Source organism: Arthrobacter sp. Y3221087, assembly GCF_059089905.1.
This window is the reverse complement of the sequence record NZ_JBNHFE010000001.1, coordinates 1,209,878-1,229,869: the sequence shown is the minus strand read 5'-3', so window position 1 is coordinate 1,229,869 and position 19,992 is coordinate 1,209,878. Positions and strand designations below refer to the sequence as shown.

The 19,992-nt window shown below is 66.6% G+C and carries 19 protein-coding genes and 2 tRNA genes; 8 read left to right on the top strand and 13 right to left on the bottom strand.

Translation table 11 applies throughout. From position 1 onward, the window contains the following. Positions 1-16: 16 nt before the first annotated feature. The 5 genes from AC5RUO_RS05860 to AC5RUO_RS05840 form a co-directional block, all read right to left on the bottom strand. Complete coding sequence (locus tag AC5RUO_RS05860) at positions 17-1,081, bottom strand: uroporphyrinogen decarboxylase/cobalamine-independent methonine synthase family protein (protein ID WP_494103029.1); 1,065 nt, start codon at positions 1,079-1,081, stop codon at positions 17-19. After that, positions 1,078-1,485, bottom strand: coding sequence for a chorismate mutase (locus AC5RUO_RS05855; protein ID WP_494008749.1), 408 nt, complete (start codon positions 1,483-1,485; stop codon positions 1,078-1,080). Before AC5RUO_RS05855 ends, AC5RUO_RS05860 begins: the two co-directional genes overlap by 4 nt. A gap of 101 nt (positions 1,486-1,586) precedes the next feature. Then, positions 1,587-2,714, bottom strand: a complete 1,128-nt coding sequence (gene mnmA / locus AC5RUO_RS05850; protein ID WP_494103028.1) for a tRNA 2-thiouridine(34) synthase MnmA — start codon at positions 2,712-2,714, stop codon at positions 1,587-1,589. Positions 2,715-2,857: 143 nt separating this feature from the next. After that, the gene (locus AC5RUO_RS05845; protein WP_494103027.1) at positions 2,858-4,087 is read right to left on the bottom strand and encodes a cysteine desulfurase family protein; all 1,230 of its coding nucleotides are present in this window, start codon (positions 4,085-4,087) and stop codon (positions 2,858-2,860) included. A 63-nt stretch (positions 4,088-4,150) separates the two neighbouring features. After that, positions 4,151-4,816, bottom strand: coding sequence for a helix-turn-helix transcriptional regulator (locus tag AC5RUO_RS05840; RefSeq protein ID WP_494103026.1), 666 nt, complete (start codon positions 4,814-4,816; stop codon positions 4,151-4,153). 84 nt (positions 4,817-4,900) lie between these two features. Here AC5RUO_RS05840 and AC5RUO_RS05835 point away from each other — a divergent pair, with 84 nt between their 5' ends. Further along, on the top strand, positions 4,901-5,329 hold the full coding sequence (locus AC5RUO_RS05835; RefSeq protein ID WP_494103025.1) for a hypothetical protein: 429 nt from the start codon (positions 4,901-4,903) through the stop codon (positions 5,327-5,329). Here AC5RUO_RS05835 and AC5RUO_RS05830 read toward each other — a convergent pair. Next, on the bottom strand, positions 5,326-6,015 hold the full coding sequence (locus tag AC5RUO_RS05830; protein ID WP_494103384.1) for a hypothetical protein: 690 nt from the start codon (positions 6,013-6,015) through the stop codon (positions 5,326-5,328). The two genes, AC5RUO_RS05835 and AC5RUO_RS05830, sit on opposite strands and share 4 nt — an antisense overlap. Positions 6,016-6,198: 183 nt before the next feature. On the opposite strand from AC5RUO_RS05830, the gene AC5RUO_RS05825 reads away from it, so the two are divergent. The 4 genes from AC5RUO_RS05825 (at position 6,199) to AC5RUO_RS05810 (ending at position 9,323) form a co-directional block, all read left to right on the top strand. Beyond that, positions 6,199-7,146 (top strand): J domain-containing protein, encoded by a 948-nt coding sequence (locus AC5RUO_RS05825; protein ID WP_494103024.1) that lies wholly within the window; start codon positions 6,199-6,201, stop codon positions 7,144-7,146. A 36-nt stretch (positions 7,147-7,182) separates the two neighbouring features. Next, positions 7,183-7,650: a tRNA (cytidine(34)-2'-O)-methyltransferase gene (locus tag AC5RUO_RS05820; RefSeq protein ID WP_494008756.1), complete on the top strand. Its 468-nt coding sequence runs from the start codon at positions 7,183-7,185 to the stop codon at positions 7,648-7,650. Positions 7,651-7,846: 196 nt separating this feature from the next. Next, on the top strand, positions 7,847-8,455 hold the full coding sequence (locus tag AC5RUO_RS05815; RefSeq protein ID WP_494103023.1) for a sigma-70 family RNA polymerase sigma factor: 609 nt from the start codon (positions 7,847-7,849) through the stop codon (positions 8,453-8,455). 1 nt (position 8,456) lies between these two features. Then, complete coding sequence (locus tag AC5RUO_RS05810) at positions 8,457-9,323, top strand: anti-sigma factor (RefSeq protein ID WP_494008758.1); 867 nt, start codon at positions 8,457-8,459, stop codon at positions 9,321-9,323. Between the two features lie 69 nt (positions 9,324-9,392). On the opposite strand, the gene AC5RUO_RS05805 is transcribed toward AC5RUO_RS05810, so the two are convergent. From AC5RUO_RS05805 to AC5RUO_RS05790, 4 genes are all read right to left on the bottom strand, one after another. Then, positions 9,393-10,172, bottom strand: a complete 780-nt coding sequence (locus AC5RUO_RS05805; RefSeq protein WP_494103022.1) for a PIG-L deacetylase family protein — start codon at positions 10,170-10,172, stop codon at positions 9,393-9,395. A 4-nt stretch (positions 10,173-10,176) separates the two neighbouring features. After that, positions 10,177-11,124 (bottom strand): electron transfer flavoprotein subunit alpha/FixB family protein, encoded by a 948-nt coding sequence (locus tag AC5RUO_RS05800; RefSeq protein ID WP_494008760.1) that lies wholly within the window; start codon positions 11,122-11,124, stop codon positions 10,177-10,179. Between the two features lie 14 nt (positions 11,125-11,138). Beyond that, entirely contained in the window at positions 11,139-11,930 is a 792-nt protein-coding gene (locus AC5RUO_RS05795; protein ID WP_494008997.1) for an electron transfer flavoprotein subunit beta/FixA family protein, read from the bottom strand. Positions 11,931-12,169: 239 nt separating this feature from the next. After that, positions 12,170-13,798, bottom strand: coding sequence for a S1C family serine protease (locus tag AC5RUO_RS05790; protein ID WP_494008761.1), 1,629 nt, complete (start codon positions 13,796-13,798; stop codon positions 12,170-12,172). Between the two features lie 287 nt (positions 13,799-14,085). On the opposite strand from AC5RUO_RS05790, the gene AC5RUO_RS05785 reads away from it, so the two are divergent. The 3 genes from AC5RUO_RS05785 to AC5RUO_RS05775 all read left to right on the top strand — a co-directional run bounded on the left by AC5RUO_RS05785 (position 14,086) and on the right by AC5RUO_RS05775 (position 18,548). Next, positions 14,086-16,125 (top strand): TPM domain-containing protein, encoded by a 2,040-nt coding sequence (locus AC5RUO_RS05785; protein ID WP_494008762.1) that lies wholly within the window; start codon positions 14,086-14,088, stop codon positions 16,123-16,125. A 110-nt stretch (positions 16,126-16,235) separates the two neighbouring features. Continuing rightward, positions 16,236-17,024: a PspA/IM30 family protein gene (locus AC5RUO_RS05780; protein ID WP_494008763.1), complete on the top strand. Its 789-nt coding sequence runs from the start codon at positions 16,236-16,238 to the stop codon at positions 17,022-17,024. Positions 17,025-17,120: 96 nt separating this feature from the next. After that, positions 17,121-18,548, top strand: coding sequence for a cryptochrome/photolyase family protein (locus tag AC5RUO_RS05775; protein ID WP_494008764.1), 1,428 nt, complete (start codon positions 17,121-17,123; stop codon positions 18,546-18,548). Positions 18,549-18,554: 6 nt separating this feature from the next. On the opposite strand, the gene AC5RUO_RS05770 is transcribed toward AC5RUO_RS05775, so the two are convergent. From AC5RUO_RS05770 to AC5RUO_RS05760, 3 genes are all read right to left on the bottom strand, one after another. Further along, entirely contained in the window at positions 18,555-19,490 is a 936-nt protein-coding gene (locus AC5RUO_RS05770; protein ID WP_494103021.1) for a cytochrome b/b6 domain-containing protein, read from the bottom strand. Between the two features lie 136 nt (positions 19,491-19,626). Next, positions 19,627-19,703 (bottom strand) — tRNA-Met (locus tag AC5RUO_RS05765). A gap of 119 nt (positions 19,704-19,822) precedes the next feature. Beyond that, a tRNA-Met gene (locus tag AC5RUO_RS05760) sits at positions 19,823-19,896 on the bottom strand. Positions 19,897-19,992: the final 96 nt, after the last annotated feature.

The following is a 19,992-nucleotide window of genomic DNA, read 5'->3' as shown; positions in this document are numbered from 1 at the left end:
TGGCCGGCCCTGCCGGTTAGCCCAGGGCGAGCTGGTTCAGCCCGTCCGCCAACTGCGTCAGCCTGCCCAGCACCGCGGTGGCCTGTGCAGGGGTGCGGCCGGCCAGGCCCGCCGACGGCGTGACGCGGAGGGTCTGCAGGGACGACGCCGGCAAGCCAAGCTGCCGCCACGGCCGCCACACGGATTCCACGCAGTCCGCAACCTTGGGAAGGGTTTCCCCATCCACGTCCAGCGCCCCGGCCCACAGCCGCTTGCCTGCCTCCACCGTCCCGGCCAGGTGCTCCCACTGCCGGGTGGTCAGGGCCTTCAGGGGCACAGCGACGCCGTCCGCGCCGGACGCCAGGATCGGCTCGAAAGGTGCTTCGATGGCGGGCACGGACACCACCACCTCGCCGGCTCCCGCGGCACGAAGGGCTTCAACCACCAGGCGCCATGCTTCACGGGCCTCCGCGGAGGCAACGGCCCGCAGCGTACGGTAGCCACTGGCAGTAGGGATGGTGCCGGCGAGCACGGCGGCGATATCCGGTTCATCCAGCTGGACCACCAGCCGCGCACCGGGCACGGCTGCGGCTACACGGGCCAGGTACCCTCCTACACCCGCAGCGAGCGACTCAGCCAGGTCCCGCCGTGCACCGTAGTCGACCAGCGCGCGTTCGCCGTTGTGCAGGTGCAGGCCGGCGGCCAGGCTAAGGGGGCCGACCAGCTGGACCTTGATTTCCTCCGCGGACGCCTCCTCGGTCCCCGCGACGTCGGCCAGGACGTTGATGTCGGTGGCCAGCGCCGAGGCTGCACGGCGCACATCCTTGCCCGGACGGTCCACGAGCCGCCACCCATAGGGCTGGACATCCACGGCCAGCTCCTCGAGCAGGGACGCGGTGCGGCCCAAGGCATCGGAGCCGACGCCCCGGGCCGGCAGTTCAGCCAGGAACGGCAGGTGCGGGCTGCCGAGTTCTCCACGGATGATCCGGGCAGCTTCCAGGGGGTCCTCGCCCGGCCATGGCCCCAGCCCGGTCGCCGTTACTTCCGCCGGCGGGGCCTTCTTGGGCGCGGCGGCGGGTTCGTGCCGTTCAACCACGGTCATGCGAGGGCTGATGCCTGGGGGTGCTGGCCGGAGGCTGCCTGGTGGTCCTCGGCGATCGCCTCGTGGTGCCGGATGACCTCGCCGATGATGAAGTTCAGGAACTTTTCGGCAAAGGCCGGGTCCAGGTGGGCATCCTCGGCGAGCCTCCGGAGCCGTGCGATCTGGGCGGTCTCGCGCCCCGGGTCCCCCGCGGGAAGCCGGTGGGCGGCTTTCAGAAAACCCACCTTCTGCGTGGCCTTGAAACGCTCCGCCAGGAGGTACACCAGCGTGGCATCGATGTTGTCGATACTGGAGCGGATGGACAGCAGTTCAGCCATCACCGAACTGTCCACCTGGCCGGCCAGGGAGCTGGCGGAGGGATCGTATTCGTCGGAGTCTGGTGAGGGGAGGTTGTGCTGCGTCATGATCCCAGTCTATGGGCAGGGGGACTGATGGGCCGGGTGTTAAGCGCGGGTGCCGGGGCCGCCCCGGGGCCGGCGGCACAGCTCAGATGCCCGCCCGTGGTTTACAGCGCGGCGCGCTGCAGGGACCGGGCGGCGTCGATGGTCGCCTGGCCCAGGACGCGGCTGCCCTGGTAGAGGACAACTGTCTGCCCGGGCGCCACGCCGCGGAGGGGGTCTGCCAGCCGGACCACCAACTGGCCGGCTGACTCCCCGTCCGCCTCCATGCGGGCGGTGGCGGGCACCGGGTCGCCGTGGGCGCGCACCTGGGCGTAGCAGTCAAACTCCTCCCCGGTTTCCACTTCCCGGATGGGCAGGCCCGCCCAGGACACCTTGATGCCGCGGATTTCATCGATGGCCAGCAACGCCTGCGGACCCACGACCACCTTGTTTTCCTTGGGCCTGATCTCGAGCACGAAGCGGGGCTTCCCGTCAGCGGCGGGGGTTCCCAGCTTCAGGCCACGGCGCTGTCCGACCGTAAACGCGTTGGCGCCGGGATGCTCGCCCACCTTGGCTCCGGTCTCGTCCACGATGTCGCCGCGGGTCATCTCGATCTTCTCAGCGAGCCAGCCCGCCGTGTCGCCGTCGGGAATGAAGCAGATGTCATGGCTGTCCGGCTTGTTGGCCACCGACAGCCCGCGGCGCTCGGCCTCTGCCCGGACTTCGGCCTTGGAGGGCGTGTCCGCGAGCGGAAACATGGAGTGCTTGAGTTGTTCGTGGGTCAGGACACCCAGGACATAGCTTTGGTCCTTTGCCCAGTCCGCGGCGCGGTGCAGTTCGCGGTTTCCGTCGGCGTCCTCGATGACCTTGGCATAGTGGCCGGTGCAGACGGCGTCAAAACCCAGCGCGATCGCCTTCTCCAGCAGCGCCGCGAACTTGATGCGCTCGTTGCAGCGCATGCAGGGGTTGGGCGTGCGGCCGGCAGCGTACTCATCGATGAAGTCCTGGACCACGTCTTCCTTGAAGCGCTCCGAGAAGTCCCACACGTAGTAGGGAATGCCCAGTACGTCACAGGCCCGCCATGCATCGCGGGAGTCCTCGATGGTGCAGCAGCCGCGGCTGCCCGTCCGCAGGGTGCCAGGCATCCGCGACAGCGCCAGGTGGACGCCGACGACGTCGTGCCCGGCCTCGACGGCGCGGGCGGCGGCAACGGCGGAGTCAACTCCGCCGCTCATGGCTGCTAGAACTCGCATGCTGGCTTTCTGTCGGGGAAGGTTTTGGCCGGCGCCACGTGGCTGGGGACCGGCTGTGCGGATCGAGCGGGCAGGCTCCCGGAAACGATCCTCGCCTATCTATTCTACGGCCTCATGTAAAGTGTCCCGCCGCAGATGCCAAGTCAGCGGTTGCCTGGCCCCTGTCGGGCAATGGTCCCGGCCGTCTGGATCGAGGATTCCTGACCGGCCATGCCTGCCTGCCGGGCACGCACGTAGGCATCGGGCAGGGCACCCAGGAGGGCGTCGACGTCGGCATCCGTGGAAGCATGGCCCAGCGTGAAGCGCTGTGCCCCGCGTGCTGTCTCCTCGTCAAGCCCCATGGCCAGCAGGACGTGGGAGGGCCGCGGCACTCCGGCGGTGCAGGCGGAGCCCGTGGATGATTCCACTCCGGCGAGGTCCAGCAGGAAGAGCAGTGAGTCCCCTTCGCAGCCCTGGAAGGTGAAGTGTGCGTTGCCCGGGAGCCGGCCGGTACCGGGGGCGCCTCGGAGGACGGCTTCCGGAATCCGTTCGAGGACGCCCTCGATCAGGCGGTCCCGCAGGGCTGCGATGCGCGCCGCTTCATGGCCCAGATGGAAGGTGGCAGCCGCGGCGGCCGCAGCGAAGGCGGCAATAGAGGCCGTGTCCAGGGTGCCGGAGCGGACGTCCCGCTCCTGGCCGCCGCCGTGCTGGACCGGCGTCAGCGTGACCGCGCGGCCCAGCAGGAGGGCTCCCACGCCCACCGGGCCGCCGATCTTGTGGCCGCTGATGGACATGGCGTCCAGGCCGGACTCCTTGAAATGCACGGGAAGCGACCCAAACGCCTGCACGGCGTCCGAATGCACGGGAACGTCCGCGGCATGGGCCAGTTCCACTACGCGGTGGATCGGCTGGATGGTACCCACCTCATTGTTGGCCCACATCACGGTCACAAGGGCAATGCCGGCGGGATCACGGGCGAGTTCGGCCTCAAGGAACGCCAGGTCCAGCACGCCCTCGCCGTCCACGGGCAGCCACGTCACCTCCGCGCCTTCATGGCGCTCCAGCCACTCCACGGTGTCCAGCACTGCATGGTGTTCGACGGCGGAACACAGGATACGCCGCCGCTCAGCGCCCTCCGCCCGGCGGGCCCAGTACAGGCCCTTGACGGCAAGGTTGTCCGATTCGGTTCCGCCGGACGTGAAGATCACTTCGGACGGGTGCGCCCCGGCGGCGGCAGCTATTGTTTCCCGGGCGTCCTCAACCGTCCGGCGTGCCCTCCGGCCGGAGCCGTGCAGTGACGACGGGTTGCCCGTGCGGGCAAGTTCGCGGGTCAGGGCAGCCAGAGCCTCAGCTGAGAGCGGGGTGGTTGCAGCATGATCGAGGTAGGCGGGCACCCTGTAATTCTAGCCGTTTCGGGCCCGGCGGCTCCCCGCCGAGGCAGCGTCAAGGCCTCCGGACTAACCGGCGGGAGCGATCCGCGCGCAGCAGTGTCCAGGCTTGTCCGATTCAACTACCCGGCCGGTTGGGATTCCGCAGGCCGCCGCAGCGCCGCGCAGGAATGCACCGTTCATGGAACAGACCACCTCGGCGTGGGCCTGGGACAGCCGGTGGAACGGGCAGTTCGGCAGGAGGAAGCCTCCCCCGAGATCCGGATCCGGGCGGTACCCGGCCGCGGACAGGAACCCTTCCAGGGACCCGGCCCCCTCTGCCAACTGGCCGCCTTTATGGAACGCGACTTCGCGCAGTGAGTCTGCGGCAGGCTCACCCAATGACTGCGACCTTTTGATTGCCTCGGCCAGGAGGTCCCCGGCAAGGTCGTAATTCCGGTCAGGGACCGAGGCAGTCACTTCTCCAGTGAGGGTACGGTACATCTTTGCCGGACGACCGGAGCCGGGCCCGGTCCTGCCCGGGGGTTTGTGGAATTCAACAGCAAGCAGGCCGTCCTGGACCAGCCGGTCCAGGTGGAAGGACACCGTGCTCCGGGGGATCCCTGCAGCCTGGGCGACCTCATCCCGTCCAACTGCATGCGGGGATTGCGCAACGAACTCAAAGAGCTGCAGGCGCTTCTCGTCTGTCAGGGAGGCGAGCGCAGCAAGCCGCTGCGGCCAGGGAAGCCTGTTCATAACGTCCAATCCAAAGACAAGATCCCTTGATTATAGACCTTGCGGTTTCTAAAATTGTGATACCTACTTTTAGAAGGAGTTGTCATGAGAATCGCATCAGCGGTACAGGCCCACCATCTTTTAGCTGCTGATCCTGCCCGCCAGGCGTTCCTGCTGCTGCGCACCGTCTTCACCGTTGCACCGATCATCTTCGGCCTGGATAAGTTCACCAATATCCTGGCTGACTGGACCGTCTACCTCGCCCCGCAGGCCACGGCCCTGGTCCCCGTCTCCGCCCAGGCGTTCATGTACGTAGTGGGGGCCGTGGAGGTTGCTGCCGGAATCCTCGTCGCGGTCAACCCGCGGCTCGGCTCGCTCGTGGTGGCGGCATGGCTGGCCGGCATCATCATCAACCTCCTGCTGATGGGCGCGTTCTACGACGTCGCCCTTCGCGATTTCGGCCTGCTGGTGGGCGCGCTGGCACTCAATCGGCTATCCCGCAAGCTTGTCCGGCCGACTGCCCAGTCAGCCTAGTTCGACGGCGGCAGGACCTGGAGCCGGGTGCCGACGTCGGCGCGGGCTCCGGTGAGGGAGGCGGCATCGGGACAGGACACCGAGACGTAGACAGATGAGCCCGCCGTCGCGAAGAGCCGCGCCATTACAACTGTTGCCCTGGCGCCGGGTGCAGCCTGCTCGAGGAGCAGGACCTCCACCCGCCGCTCCGGCGCTTCCGGATCTTCACCCCAGCGCAAGGAGTCCGTCTTCAGGTAGCCCGGCAGGATGGTGGGGTCCAGGTACTCGAAGAGCGCAACAGTCGATTCCCGGTCGTCCGCACGGGCGAGGGCCTCCTGGCCGCCGCGGACCCTGGCTGAAACCAGGCAACCATCCGCCTTCAGATACTGGCTTTCCCCCGCCACGTTTTCCTTGACTGCCTGCCAGCCCGGCGCGTCCTTCAGCCCGTCGGAAATCCCGACGGGCACCCCGCGGGCCAGGATGCCACCGGCGCTGAAGGGCAGGTCCTGTGCAGCCACGGCTGCCGCATCATGTCCCGGTGTAATGGTGGGGGTGGCCGGCAGGGTTGGACTTTCCGCCGCTTCCGGGGCGGCGGGATCCGGCACGTCCAGGCTGCACCCGCTGAGGAGGACGGGGACCAGCGCGGCTGCCAGCACCGCCCTCCACCCGCCGTCGATGGCAGGCCGTCCCGCCGTCGGCGTTTCCATCTCCACCCCAGTACCTTCCCCATCGACCGTCCGGCCGTGCCCCCACGAGTCTAGACTGCCGGAAGGGCGGGAACCTGCGGAGCCAGGACGGTCGTTGTCACATCAGGGCCGGCCGCAATGCTGGCTAAACTGGGCTGGCCCGGCTCCATTCACGGGCCGGACCACAAGGAAAAGGATGTGTGCTTGAGCGAGCTCAACAGCTCCCACTACCAGGTCCTCCAGGTGGCGGTCACGGCCACCGACAAGGAGATCAAGGTGGCCTACCGCCGTGCCGCCCGCACCGCCCATCCGGACCATGGCGGTGACGCTGCGGCCTTCCGCCGGGTGACCGCCGCCTACGAGACCCTCATCGACCCGCAGCGCCGCAAGGCATACGACCGGTCCTACGCGTCAGGCACGGTCCGAGAGGCTGCCGAGAATGAGGCCCACTTCGACGCCCCTCCCGCGGGCAGCCGTGCGTCAGCCACCGTCCACCGGCCGGGCAGCGCCCGGAACACGGCCGGGGACCCGCCCGTTTACGTACCTGCCTACGACGGCGGGACGCCGGGCAGTGTTCCGCTCATCCCCCTGGCACAGGCCAGCCAGCAGGTACACGGCATGCCACGCAAGCGCGGCATCTTCGGGGCCGAGGCCCGGATCCAGCGGGAAATGCGCACGGTGCAGCTCCTGACCCGCCAGGTCCTGCCGGCGATTCCCGCCGCCCGGCTTGTCAACGGCCTCCAGTCACCGGCGGACAACAGCCACATCGACCATGCGGTCCTCTCCGGCTACCGGTTGGCCCTGGTCAATTCCATGCTCCTTCCCAAGGGCGCGTACGCCTGGGACGGCAGGACCCTGAACCACGGCGCGCGCACCATCGCCCCGCCGCAGCTGGCCCACCTGGTCCGGGCGATGCAGGACATCTTTCCGGAACTGAACGTCACCGGCTGGACCGTGGTCCTCAGCCCCACCGGCAACCTGCACGAGCCCGTCATCGACCACCACCGGCGCCCGTCCGGAGCCCTGGAAACCGTCCAGATCGTCAACGCGGCCGGTATGGTCCGGGGCATTAAGGAATTCCTTGCCTCCGGACCGGCACCCAACACCGTCAATATCCCCGTCCTGGCCAGGCTGCTGCGCGGCATGCACTAAACGGCGTGGCCGGCGGGCTGTCGCTAGGATGGAACCGTGTTCCGCATTCTCTTCCACGCCCCTGAAATCCCCGGCAATACCGGCAACGCCATTCGGCTTGCCGCCATTACGGGGGCTGAGCTGCACCTTGTGGAACCGCTCGGCTTCGACTTCTCCGACGCCAAACTGCGCCGCGCCGGCCTTGACTACCACGACCTCGCCGTCGTCACCGTCCACAAGTCCATCGAGGACGCCTGGCAGCACCTGCAGCCGGAACGCGTCTACGCCTTCACGTCGGACGGAACGGCAAGCTACACGGACATCTCCTACCAGCCGGGCGACGTCCTGATGTTCGGCAGGGAATCCGTGGGACTTCCGGAAGAGCTGAAGAAAGACCCCCACGTTACTGCCACCGTGCGGCTGCCCATGCTGCCGGCCCTGCGGTCGCTCAACCTTGCCAACGCCGCCTCCATCGCCGTCTACGAGGCATGGCGGCAGCAGGGATTTTCCGGCGCCCGCATTTGAACCCGCGGGGCGTGCTTCCGGCCCAAAAGATTCCTCCGCGCCACCCATCCATATCCCCTTTTGCCCCGAATGACTCCTGGAAGCATTTCCAGGACTGATCAAGGAGCGGCAGGTGACATTACTGGAAGCAGGCTCCCGGGCCGGCCGCAGCGGAACCGCTAAGGATTCACCGCCGGGAGACTTATGCTTGGTAGTAATGGAAACTCCCAATGCGCCAAATGCCGAGGCTTCTGCCGCGCTGACAGATCCGCCGGCTGACCTAAGCCGCCGTCTTGCGGTCCTCCTGGCCGGCATTGCCCAGGGCGACCAGGCGGCCTTCGCGGAGTTCTACCAGCTGACGTCCCGCAGGGTGTTCGGTATGGCGCGCAGGGTGCTGATCGACCCCGAACTCAGCGAGGACACCGCACAGGAAGTCTTCCTGCAGGTGTGGCAGAGCGCGGCAAAGTTCGATCCCGCCGCCGGCAGCCCACTGTCCTGGCTGATGACCATTTCGCACCGGCGTGCGGTGGACAAGGTCAGGTCCTCCCAGTCCTCAACGGACCGCGAGGCGAAGTACGGGGCCAGCACCCAGGACATTGACCATGACACTGTTTCCGATGAAGTGGGCAGCAGGCTCGAAGCCGAAGAGGTTGTCCGCTGCCTGGGAACCCTGACCGAAACCCAGCAGGAGTCCGTACGCCTGGCATACTACGGCGGCCTCACCTACCGGGAGGTGGCAGAGCGGCTGAACGCAGCAGTACCGACCATCAAGTCCCGCATCCGCGACGGACTGATCCGACTGAAGACCTGTTTGGGGGTGAGTTGAGATGACAGAGATGAACCAAGGGCCTAACGGCCGCTCCGGGGCTTTCGGCGACACCGTATCTACGGACCTTGCCTCCGGCCGTGCCGTGGACCTGGCGGAACTCTATGCCCTGGACGCCGTCACGGACCACGAACGCCAGGCGATTGAGGACTACATCTCGTCCGCCCCGGACGCGGAGCGGCTTGCCTTCCTGGAGCGTGTCCGCCAGGCACGCGAGACCCTCGCCACAACCTTCCGGTACGAGGAGGAGCCCCCGGCTGACCTTTTCAACCGCATCGTCGCCCAACTGCCGGACACCTCCAACATGCGGCAGGACGGACAGCCCGGCGCCGGGGCTGCCCCTGCGCCGCCGGCCACGGTTGCAGGAACGGCCAGCGTGGACGAACTGGCCGCAGCACGGCAGCGGCGGGAGGAACGGCGCAGGCCCGGTGGAGCGCGCCGCTGGCTTGCCGGGGTTGCCGCCGCCGCAGCAATTGCGCTGGGCGGAGTCGGAGTGGGTTCCTACCTTGCCGACCAGAACGATCCCGTAAACCAGGTGACCCGGGCCGGCGACCTTCGCGAGGCGTCCGTGGATGTGTCCGCAGGCGGCACCGCCACGCTGCTCATCTCGGCATCCGAAGACGCGGCGGTGGTGAAGATGAACGACGTTCCCGCCCCGCCGGAGGGCAAGGTCTACCAGATGTGGCTGATCCCCAAGGACGGCTCGGCCCCCGTCTCGCAGGGCCTGATGGACGAGGACGCGCTGTCCAAGCCGGCCGTGGTCCAGGGCATCTCGTCCGCGTCCGCCCTGGGCATCACGGTGGAACCGGTGGGCGGGTCCCAGTCCCCCACCCTTCCCACAGTGGCTGCAGCACCCCTGGGCGCCTAGCAGCGCACCGGAGACAGCAGAACGCCCCGTTCCCTTCGCTGGAAGGGAACGGGGCGTTTCCTGTTGCGGCTAGAACCCGGCGATAGTGCCAGGTCCGTTGATTGCCACCACGTGGAAGGCTTCCGCGCTGCTGCCCTCGGGGAATCCCGCGCGCGCCGCGTTCGCGCGCATGCCCTGGCGGACGGAGGCTTCCATGGCCTCCACGTCCGGGTGCTGGCTGACGTGGACGTGGATGGCGGCCAGCTTGGCCTCCACCTGGCCGGTGACGTCCACGAAATGGTTTTCCCGCTCTTCCGGACCGGCATACAGCCAGAGCCAGGGCAGTTTGAAGGCTTCCAGCCCGGACTCCGCCAGTTCCGGGTAGGCGAACGGGTTCTCCAGAGCCGGGTAGACGGCGCGGGTCACTGCTTCGCCCACGGCCAGATGGTCCGGGTGGCTCTTCTGGATGCGCCGCCAGTTCCGCTCGGGGTGCATGGAAAGCACGACGTCGGGCCGGATCTTCCGGATCAGCCGCACCACTTCCTTCATCACCTCATGAGAGGGTTCCAGGTAGCCGTCACGCTGGTGCAGGTAATGGATGTCGGTGACGCCCACCAGTTTGGCGGCGCGGCGCTGCTCGGCGTCGCGCAGGGCGATGATGTCCGCGCGGTGGGCGGGGTCGAAGCCGCCGGCATCGCCGTCGGTCATGATGCAGTAGCTCACCTCAACCCCAGCGGCCGTCCAGGCCGCGATGGTGCCGGCGGCGCCGAAGTCGATGTCGTCAGGGTGCGCCGCAAAACAGAGGACCCGCCCAACCCGGTCCGTGGCCGGGTTGAACGGGCTCTGTGCCTGCAGGTTCAATGCAGTCAAAGATTCAGCCCTTACGCTTCTTGATCTCCGCGGTAGCCTGCGGCAGCACGTCGAAGACGTCCCCGATGATGCCGAAGTCGGCGATTTCGAACACCGGCGACTCTGCGTCCTTGTTGACGGCGACGATAACCTTGGAGGTCTGCATGCCGGCCTTCTGCTGGATGGCACCCGAGATGCCCGCTGAGATGTACAGCTGCGGCGAGACAGTCTTGCCGGTCTGGCCCACCTGGGCGTCGTGGCTGATCCAGCCGGCGTCGGTGGCGGCGCGAGACGCCCCCACCGCTGCACCCAAGGCGTCGGCGAGCTCCTCCACGGGTCCGAAGTCGCCGTCCAGGCCGCGCCCGCCGGCGACGACGATACGGGCATCGGTGAGGTCGGGCCGGCCGCTTGCCACTTTCTGCTCGCGGGCGGTGATGCGGGCGGCCGCTGCCGTTGCGGGCACTTCCACGGTCAGGGTTTCAGGTGCCGACGGAGCGGCGGCGGGCTCGGGGGTAACGTTGTTGGCCTTCAGGGTCACAACGGACACGGCGGTCTTGGCCTTGCAGGACGTGTTGTAGGAGCCGGCCAGGACAGACTTGTGCGCCGTTCCGTCGGCGTCCACCCCCACGGCGTCGGTGATGACGCCGGCGTTCAGGCGGATCCCCACTCGGGCGGCAATCTCCTTGCCCTCGGGCGAGTTGTCCAGCAGGACAATGCCGGCACCCGTTGCGTCGGCTGCGGCCGCGACGTAGGCCGCCTTGGGAGCCACCAGGTAGTCATCCAGGTCCTGGGCGGAAGGCCGGACCACCGTGCTGACGCCGTATTCGGCGAACGTGGCCGCGGCGCCGTCCGAGACCTCTCCATTGACGGCAACAACACTTTCTCCCAGGGTACGGGCAAGCGTCAGCAGCTCCAGGCTGCTCTTCTTCAGTTCAGCACCGGGGTTGTCAAGAAATACGAGAACTTTTGCCATGTCTGTGATCCCTCTTAGAGCAGCTTCTGTGCGGCCAGGAAGTCGACCAGCTTGATGCCGGCGTCGCCTTCGTCAGTGATGATGGTGCCTGCGGTACGCGGCGGCCGTTCCTCGGCGCTGACCACGCTGGTCCAGGAGCCGCTGAGGCCCACCTGGGAGGGGTCCACCCCGATATCCGACAGGGTCAGGGTGGTGATGCTCTTGCGCTTGGCAGCGATGATGCCCTTGAAGTTGGGGTACCGGGGCTCGTTGATCTGGTCGGTGACGGACACGACAGCGGGCAGCGGCGCCTCCACGGTCTCCGAGGAAGTGTCCGCATCCCGCCGGGCGGTCAGCCGTCCGCCGGACACCTCAAGCGTCGAGGCGAACGTGACCTGCGGCAGCCCGAGGCGTTCCGCCAGCTGCGCCGGCACCAGCGAGGTTTCGCCGTCCGTGGAGGCCATCCCGGTGATGATCAGGTCCGCCTGGCCCACGTGGCGGATAGCCGCCGCCAGCGCCAGGGAGGTCGCAGCGGCATCAGAACCCGCCAACGCATCGTCGGAAAGGTGGATGCCCTCGGTGGCGCCCATCTGCAGGGTCTTCTTGACGGCGTTTACCGCGCCTGCCGGGCCCATGGTGAGTGCGATGACCTGGTTGCCGGCCTTGCTTCCGCCGCGCGCCTCGGCCAGCTGCAGTGCCGCCTCCAGCGCGTATTCGTCAAGTTCGGACAGGATGCTCTCATCGCGGTCCGTCGTGAAGCCCTCCCCGTTGAGGTGACGGTCGAACTGGGCGTCCGGTACATGCTTGACCAGGACGATGATCTTCAATGTATCTTCCACTGTATTGACAGCAGCCTTCCATGCTTGTGGACAGCCAGCCGGGTGAGGTCATGGCCGCGGGATGCCCGGCATACGGGTAGCTCCTAGCTAACCACAAAGCCGCGCCCCTGTGCCCTCTTCCGTTAACGCCTGTGTCAGTACCCCTTGCGGACGTCACGACGGCGGCGTCCCCGCCCAAAGGTGGGGGCACCGCCGTCGTACTGTCTGCTGGTCCTGGCCTATGACGCCTAGCTGGCCGCGGCGCCAAGCGTGACGTCTACGGCTTGTTCCTGGCCATTGCGCAGGACAGTGATCTTTACCTTGGACCCGGCGGGCTGTTCGCGGACCGCAGCGGTCAGCTGCTCGGGTTCACCGACTGCGAGGTCGTTGAACCTGGTGATCACGTCGCCCACCTTGATCCCGGCCTTGGCTGCTGCCGAGTCCGGCTCAACGGTGGCGACCTCCGCGCCCACCGAGAACTCGGACGACGTGCTGGAGGCGGCCTTCGGTTTGACACTGACACCCAACTGGCCGTGGGAAGCCTTGCCGGTGTCGATGATTTCCTGGGCAACGCGCTTGGCGTGGTTGATCGGGATGCTGAAGCCTACGCCGATGTTTCCGCTGGTGGCCGATGCGCTGGAACCCGCGGAGGCGATGGCCACGTTGACGCCGATGACCTCACCGCTGGTGTTGACCAGGGCGCCGCCGGAGTTGCCAGGGTTGATGGCGGCGTCCGTCTGGATCACGTTGATGGAGATCTCACCCTGGCCCGCCGCCTGCTGGCTCTGTCCGCCGCCCGGAGGCGCGAACTGGAAGCCGCCCTCGTCGTCGCCCTCTGCGTTGTCGCCCTCTTTGGGGGCTGCTGCCGAAGCCACGCTGATGGTCCTGTTGAGGGTGGAGACGATGCCGTCGGTGACCGTTCCGGTGAGGCCGAGGGGGGAACCAATGGCGATGGCTGTGTCGCCCACGTTGAGCTTCCCGGAATCTCCCAGCGTGGCGGGCGTCAGGCCCGAGCTGGCGTCCACCTTGATAACTGCGAGGTCTGAGAGCGGATCGGTACCCACCAGCTTGGCGGGGATGACCCGGCCGTCACTGGCGCGGACCTCAAGGGCAGCATTCGCCGTCTGGCCGTCGAGGGTGACCACGTGCGTGTTGGTCAGGATATGGCCTTCATCGTCCAGCACGATGCCGGACCCGGTGCCGCCCGCGCTGCCGCTGGATGCACTGATGGTTACGACGCTAGGCGATGCCTTCACCGCCGCTGCCGTGATCTCGTTGACGGAGTCCTGGTTGTTGACGATGACTGTGCCGGGCTGGCTGTTGCCGCTCACGGCTGTTGAGGATCCGGTGTTACCGAAGAACTCCGCCGAACCGACCGTCGCCACGCCGCCGCCCACCAGGCCGGCAGCGAGGATGCTGGCCACAAGGGTACCGACGCCGAAACTGGCCTTCCGGCGCGGCGCATCCTTGGGGTTCGGGGTATAGCCCGCCGCTCCCCCATAGGCGGCCTGGCCGCCCTGGTCGTGGTGTCCGGGCTGCTGGTAGCTGTGCTGCGGGTACTGCTGGGCGGACTGCTGGCCTTGGCCATAGCCGGCCTGCCCGTAGAACGGCTGGCGCTGCGGGTAATCCGGGCGGGGGCCACCGGGCAGTTCCTGGGTGGGATTCGTGCCGTATTGACCCAGGTCTTCGGTGGGGTGCTGCAACGGCGGAGTACCCTGTCCGCTGCCAGCCGGGGCTGTCCCGTTCGCTTCCGCCGCGTCGTCCGCATGCCGAGCCTCCGGGGTCCGTTCCCCTTGGCGGGCGGAGTGCTGCTCCCAAGGGTTCTGGCGGCCGGCGCGGCCGTCCGGAGCCGGTCCGGGAGTTTGGTTCTCAGTCATGGGACTTCCTTTCATCCTCTTCTGCATTAACTATGGCCCCCTTGGCTGGATCAAGCTCGGATGTTTGCTGAGAGCTTCCTGAAGGGCCGATTCGGCTCTCTCGGTCCGCCCATGCAGCGTTTCGCTGCTGGCATATTCACCCCAATGGACGGTGTGTGGGGTGCACCATAGAATCAAGATGAATTGCCACAGCGACCTGCGGCTTCACACCAAGCGTGGGGGCGCTGTTGGATTCTGAGACGACTGATTCGTCCCGAATCGGTGTCAGGCGTGCTGAAGGGTTGCACATGCGGTCAAAGTTCATACGTACACTCGCCGTGATCGGCCTTGCGGGCCTGTTTACGGTGCCGGCCGGCGCGGCCTGGGCCGAGGACCCGGTCACTCTGGATCCCGCGACCAAGATTGTGGACTCCGCTGGCGTCCTGGGGTCTCAAAAGGGTGAAGTCCAGGACGCCATTAAAAAGCTTGGGGCCGAGCATTCCACCGTGCTCCACGTCGTGACGGTCAAGAGGTTTGAGAACCCCAGCGACCGGGAGGCCTGGACGGATGCGGTAGCGGAAAAGGCCGGGCTTGGGTCCAATGCCCTGATTTTTGCGATTGCTACGGACACCCGCCAGTACACCCTCAATAAGGGCGGCAGCAAGATTACCAATGCCCAGCTCGAAAATATCAAGAGCAAGGCCATCGGCCCGCAACTTGCCAATGACAATTACGCACAAGCAGCAATTAACGCTGCCGCCGCAATTGGTGATGCAGCAGGCGGTGGCAGCGGGAACGTCCCCGGTGACGGCGCCGGGGCGGCTGTCCTCGTTGGTGCGGGCGTAGTCGCCGCAGGCGGAGCAGGTGCCTACCTGTACTTCCGCAACAAGCGCAAGAAGACCGCCGGGCAGGCCTCAAGCGCCAGCTACGGGCCCCAGGGAGAGCACGTAGACCCGCTCGCTTCGCTGAGCGTTGAGGAGCTGCGGCGCAAGAGCGGTTCGCTGCTGATCGAAGCCGACGACGCCATCAAGTCCAGTGAGCAGGAGCTCATGTTCGCGCAGGCGCAGTACGGGGACGCCGCCGTCGGAAACTTCACCAAGGCGCTGGACGAAGCCAAGGGCCACATGAGCGAGTCCTTTAAGCTCCAGCAGCAACTGGACGACCACATCCCGGACACCGAGGAGCAGCAGCGCACGTGGTACGGCGAGATCATCCGCCGTTCCGAAGCTGCCCTGGCCTCGCTCCAGGAGCAGAAGGCGGACTTCGATTCCCTGCGCGAGCTTGAAAAGAACGCTCCGCAGGCCCTCGCTACTGTTCACGCCGGCGCGCGCGAGGCCGATGCAAAGATTGCCAGCGCCGAGCAGTCTTTGATCACCCTCCGTGAGAAGTACGCTGAAAGCGCCCTGACGCAGGTGTCCGACAACATCCTGCAGGCCAAGGAACGCCTGGCCTTCGTCCAGAACGCCACCGCCACCGCTGAGCAGAAGCTCAGTGAAGGGGAAGGCAGCCTCGCGGCCGTTGCCGTCCGTGCAGCCGAAGAGAGCCTGCATCAGACAAACGTCCTTTTGGACGCGATCTCCAAGGTCTCGTCCAACCTCGACGAAGCACGGAACAGGCTCGAGGCCGCGGTGGTGGACACGTCACAGGACCTCGCCCAGGCACGCGCCATGATCCAGTCCGGGGCGCACCCCGAACTGGCAGGGCCGGTGGCCGGCGTGGAGGCTGCGCTGGCGCAGGTGAAGTCGGAGATCCATGGCGGCAAGATCGATCCGATCGCAACACTCCAGCGCGTGGAAACGGCCCATCAGTCGCTCGACCAGGCCCTGACAGGCATCCGGGACCAGCAGGAACAGTCCCGCCGTGCGCAGGCCTCGCTCCAGCAGACCATCATGTCCGCCCAGGCCCAGATCAGCGCCACCTCGGACTACATCACGGCCCGCCGCGGCGGCGTGGGAACCGAGGCCCGGACCCGGCTGGCGGAGTCGCAGCGCAACTTGGACTACGCCCTCTCCATCTCGCGGACCGATCCGGTCACGGCCCTGACCTATGCCCAGCAGGCACACGCCCTGGCGGCGCAGGCAGCCCAGCTGGCACAGGCCGACGTAGACCACTTCGGCGGCTACGCCAACCAGGGCTACGGCCGGGGCGGCATGTTTGGCGGCGGCGGTGGCGGCGGCCTGGGCGGTGCCATCCTGGGCGGCATCCTCATCAACTCCATCCTCAACGGTGGAGGCGGAGGCGGCTGGGGCGGCGGCCACAGCGACGGCGGCGGCTGGGGCGGCGGCGACTTCGGGGGCGGTGACATGGGCGGCTGGGGCGGCGACTCCGGCGGCGGAGGCGACTTCTAGTACCGGCACGGACCTTGGCGCCTGCCGGATACTCCGGCAGGCGCCCGGAAGCAGTACACCACTGTTCACGGATTCAGTGGCCATCACAGAGCAGGACGAAAGGTAACACCATGGTTAAGCAGTCCATTTTCGGCCGTATCGCGCAGCTGGCAAAGGCGAACATCAACTCTTTGCTGGACAACGCTGAGGATCCGCAGAAGATGCTGGACCAGATGGTCCGGGACTACACCAACAACATTGCCGAGGCCGAATCCGCCGTCGCACAGACCATCGGCAACCTCCGGATGCTCGAAGATGACTACAACGAGGACATCAAGAACGCCCGTGACTGGGGCAACAAGGCCCTGGCCGCCTCACGCAAGGCCGATGAGTTCCGGGCCAGCGGCGACGTTGTTGACGCCGAGAAGTTCGACAACCTGGCCAAGGTTGCCCTGCAGCGCCAGATGGCGGCCGAGAACGAGGCCAAGGGTGCGGAGCCGGCCATCATGTCGCAGCGCGAGGTGGTGGACAAGCTGAAGACCGGCCTGGACCAAATGAAGGGCAAGCTCAACCAGCTCACCAGCAAGCGCAACGAACTGGTGGCCCGGTCCAAGACTGCCGCTGCCCAGTCGCAGGTCCATGACGCCATCAAGAGCATCGACATCATGGACCCCACCAGCGAAGTGGGCCGGTTTGAGGAAAAGATCCGCCGTGAGGAAGCCAAGGTCCGCGGCCAGCAAGAACTGGCTGCCTCCAGCCTGGACGCCCAGTTCAACCAGCTTGAGGACCTCGGGGAACAGGTGGAAATCGAGGCCCGCCTGGCCGCGCTGAAGTCCGGCGGCGCGAAGCCTGCAATTGCCTCAAGCAATTCCACGTCCTCTGAGTCAACCGTGGAAGAAGCGGACTTCGACAAGCTCTGACAGGCACGAATAGAACGCTGTTCCCCTAGCGCGGAACAAGGGCCAGGACCCGACAGTCCTGGCCCTTATCCGTGCCCCGGTGTGTAGCGTGGTGGCATGGCTTCTTCCGATGCGACATCGCTGGTCTGGCTTCGCGACGATCTGAGGCTGGACGACAACCCTGCCCTGGCCGAAGCCGCCGGCCTGGGCAAGCCGATGACAGTGGTGTACATCCTGGACGAGGAGTCCGAGGGCGTACGTCCCCTGGGTGGCGCCACCCGCTGGTGGCTGCACCATTCCCTCGCCGCGCTTGCCGCGGACCTTGAGGCCAAAGGATCGCGTTTAGTGCTGCGCCGCGGTCAGTCAGAATCCATCATCCGGAATCTTGCCCTGCAGACGAATGCCAGCCATATCTTCTGGAACCGCAGGTACGCCCAGCCTGAGCGCACCATCGACGCGGGGCTCAAGGACTGGGCAGGCGAAAACGGCATCCAGGCCTCAAGCTTCCAGGCCAACCTCCTGTTCGAGCCCTGGACCATCCGCACCGGGGCCGGCGCTCCGTACAAGGTCTACTCCCCGTTCTGGCGGGCCTGTATGGCGTCCGCCGACATCCGGGACCCGCTGGACGCTCCTTCATCACTGCCGGGACCTGCGGCCTCCGGTCCGGGCGTTCCCGCAAGCGATGCTCTGGGCAGCTGGAAGCTGCTGCCCACCTCCCCCGACTGGAGCACGGGGCTGGCTGAAAGCTGGGAGCCCGGCGAGAAGGGGGCGGCGGACCGCCTGGCGGACTTCCTGGACGGACCGATCGAGGATTATGGCACCGGCCGGAACATTCCCGGCACGGAGGGAACCAGCCGGCTCTCGCCGCACCTGCGCTTTGGTGAGGTCAGCCCGTTCCGCGTGTGGCGCGAAATCCGCCGCCGCCATTCCGGAAAGATTCCTGCCGACGTCGGGACCTTCCGTGCAGAACTCGGCTGGCGCGAGTTCAACTGGCACCTGCTCTACCACAACCCGGACCTTGCCACCCGGAACTTCCGGCCCGCATTCGATAACTTCCAGTGGGGCCAGGTGAGCCGGAAGGAACTTGCCGCCTGGCAGCAGGGGAACAGCGGATATCCGCTCGTGGACGCCGGGATGCGGCAGCTCTGGAAGACCGGCTGGATGCACAACCGTGTACGGATGGCGGCTGCGTCCTTCCTGGTGAAGAACCTCCTCATCGACTGGCGCATCGGGGAGGAATGGTTCTGGGACACCCTGGTGGACGCGGACGCCGCCAACAACCCAACAAACTGGCAGTGGGTGGCCGGGTCAGGCGCGGATGCCTCTCCCTATTATCGGATCTTCAACCCAGTGACGCAGAGCAAGAAGTTCGACACCGACGGCCGCTACCTGCGCACCTTCATCCCCGAGCTCCAGGGCCTGAAGGGTAAGGAAATCCACGAGCCGTGGACGGCGGAGGCGGACGGCTACCCTGGGCCGCTGGTGGATCTGGCGGAGTCCCGGGAACGGGCCCTGGATGCCTACCGGAAGCTCAAGGACGAATAGCTTTGGTCAGCGGCTGCTGACTTTGCCCATCAGCGAAGCAATGGGCCGCAGGAAAAGCGGGCGTGCCAGGAACCAGGCGGCGACCATGACGGCCACCGAGGCGACGAACACCCAGAAACCGAACCAGCCATCGTCGTCCCTTGCGCCGTACATGTGGTTCAGGTTCCGCAGTGCGCCGGTGGCCAGCACCAGGAAGACGTGGACCACGATGAAGGCGACGAAGTAGATCATCACCGGGAAGTGGACCGCGCGTGCCCATTCGATGGGGTAGGCCTTGTTGAGCCCTGCCGCCTTCTTGTGCCAGGCGGAGGACATCCGCAGGCCGGTGATGAAGGCCAGCGGCGCCGCGATGAACACGGTGATGAAGTAGGTCAGGAGCTGGAGGGCGTTGTAGTTGACCCAGCCGTTTTCCGTGGGCCAGTCCAGTGACGCGTACTGCAGTGCCGCCGAGAGGGCGTTCGGGAACACGTCCCAGCTGGTGGGGACGATCCGCATCCACTGTCCGGTGGCGAACAGCAGCACCGCAAACACCACCCCGTTGAGGATCCACAGGGCATCCAGCGTCAGGTGGAACCACAGCTCAAGGCTGATCTTGGTGGGGGCGTTCCGGGTCTTGATCAGGCCCTTGTTGTTGCGGGTCCAGTACCCGCTGGGACGGGTGGTGGTGCGCACCTGCCAGCCGGTGCGGATGATCAGCAGCAGGAAGAAAGCGTTGAGGAAATGCTGCCACGCCAGCCAGGCGGGAAAGCCCACCGGGGCATTCTCCGGAAGTTCCGAATGGCCCGGATAGTCCGCCACGAAGGAGGCGACGGCAGGAAGCCCCATCAGCCCCTTGGCGGCCAGGACCACCAGGACAAGCGCGGCGAGGACAGCCGGCACGCCCCAGTAGAGGCGGGACCGCTTGCCCGCGGCGGTGCCGGGCTTCTTCGTGGGTGTGGACATCGAGCAACATTCCTCTCGAGAATGACTGGCCAACTGCTCACTGCTGTGAGGCTCTGCGAAAGAGAATACTAGGAACTACCCGTGATGAAGGAAAAAGAAGACCCCGGCCGGCTGTCCTGCCGGTCGGGGTCTTTCGTGGTTGCGGGGACAGGATTTGAACCTGTGACCTCTGGGTTATGAGCCCAGCGAGCTACCGAACTGCTCCACCCCGCGTCGCTGAAACAACACTACCCTATTTTCGCACCGGCATTTACCAGCCCGTTTGGCACCTGGCGGACGGGTTAAAGCAAGAAGGCCCGGACACTGTTTCCAGTGTCCCGGCCTTCCGTCAGTTGCGGGGACAGGATTTGAACCTGTGACCTCTGGGTTATGAGCCCAGCGAGCTACCGAACTGCTCCACCCCGCGTCGCAAGAACTACTTTACCGGGAGGTGAACACGCGGCCAAATCGGGACGGCGTGATCTCCGTTACGCCGGCCCGGCACCTCCGCCCGTAAGGGGCA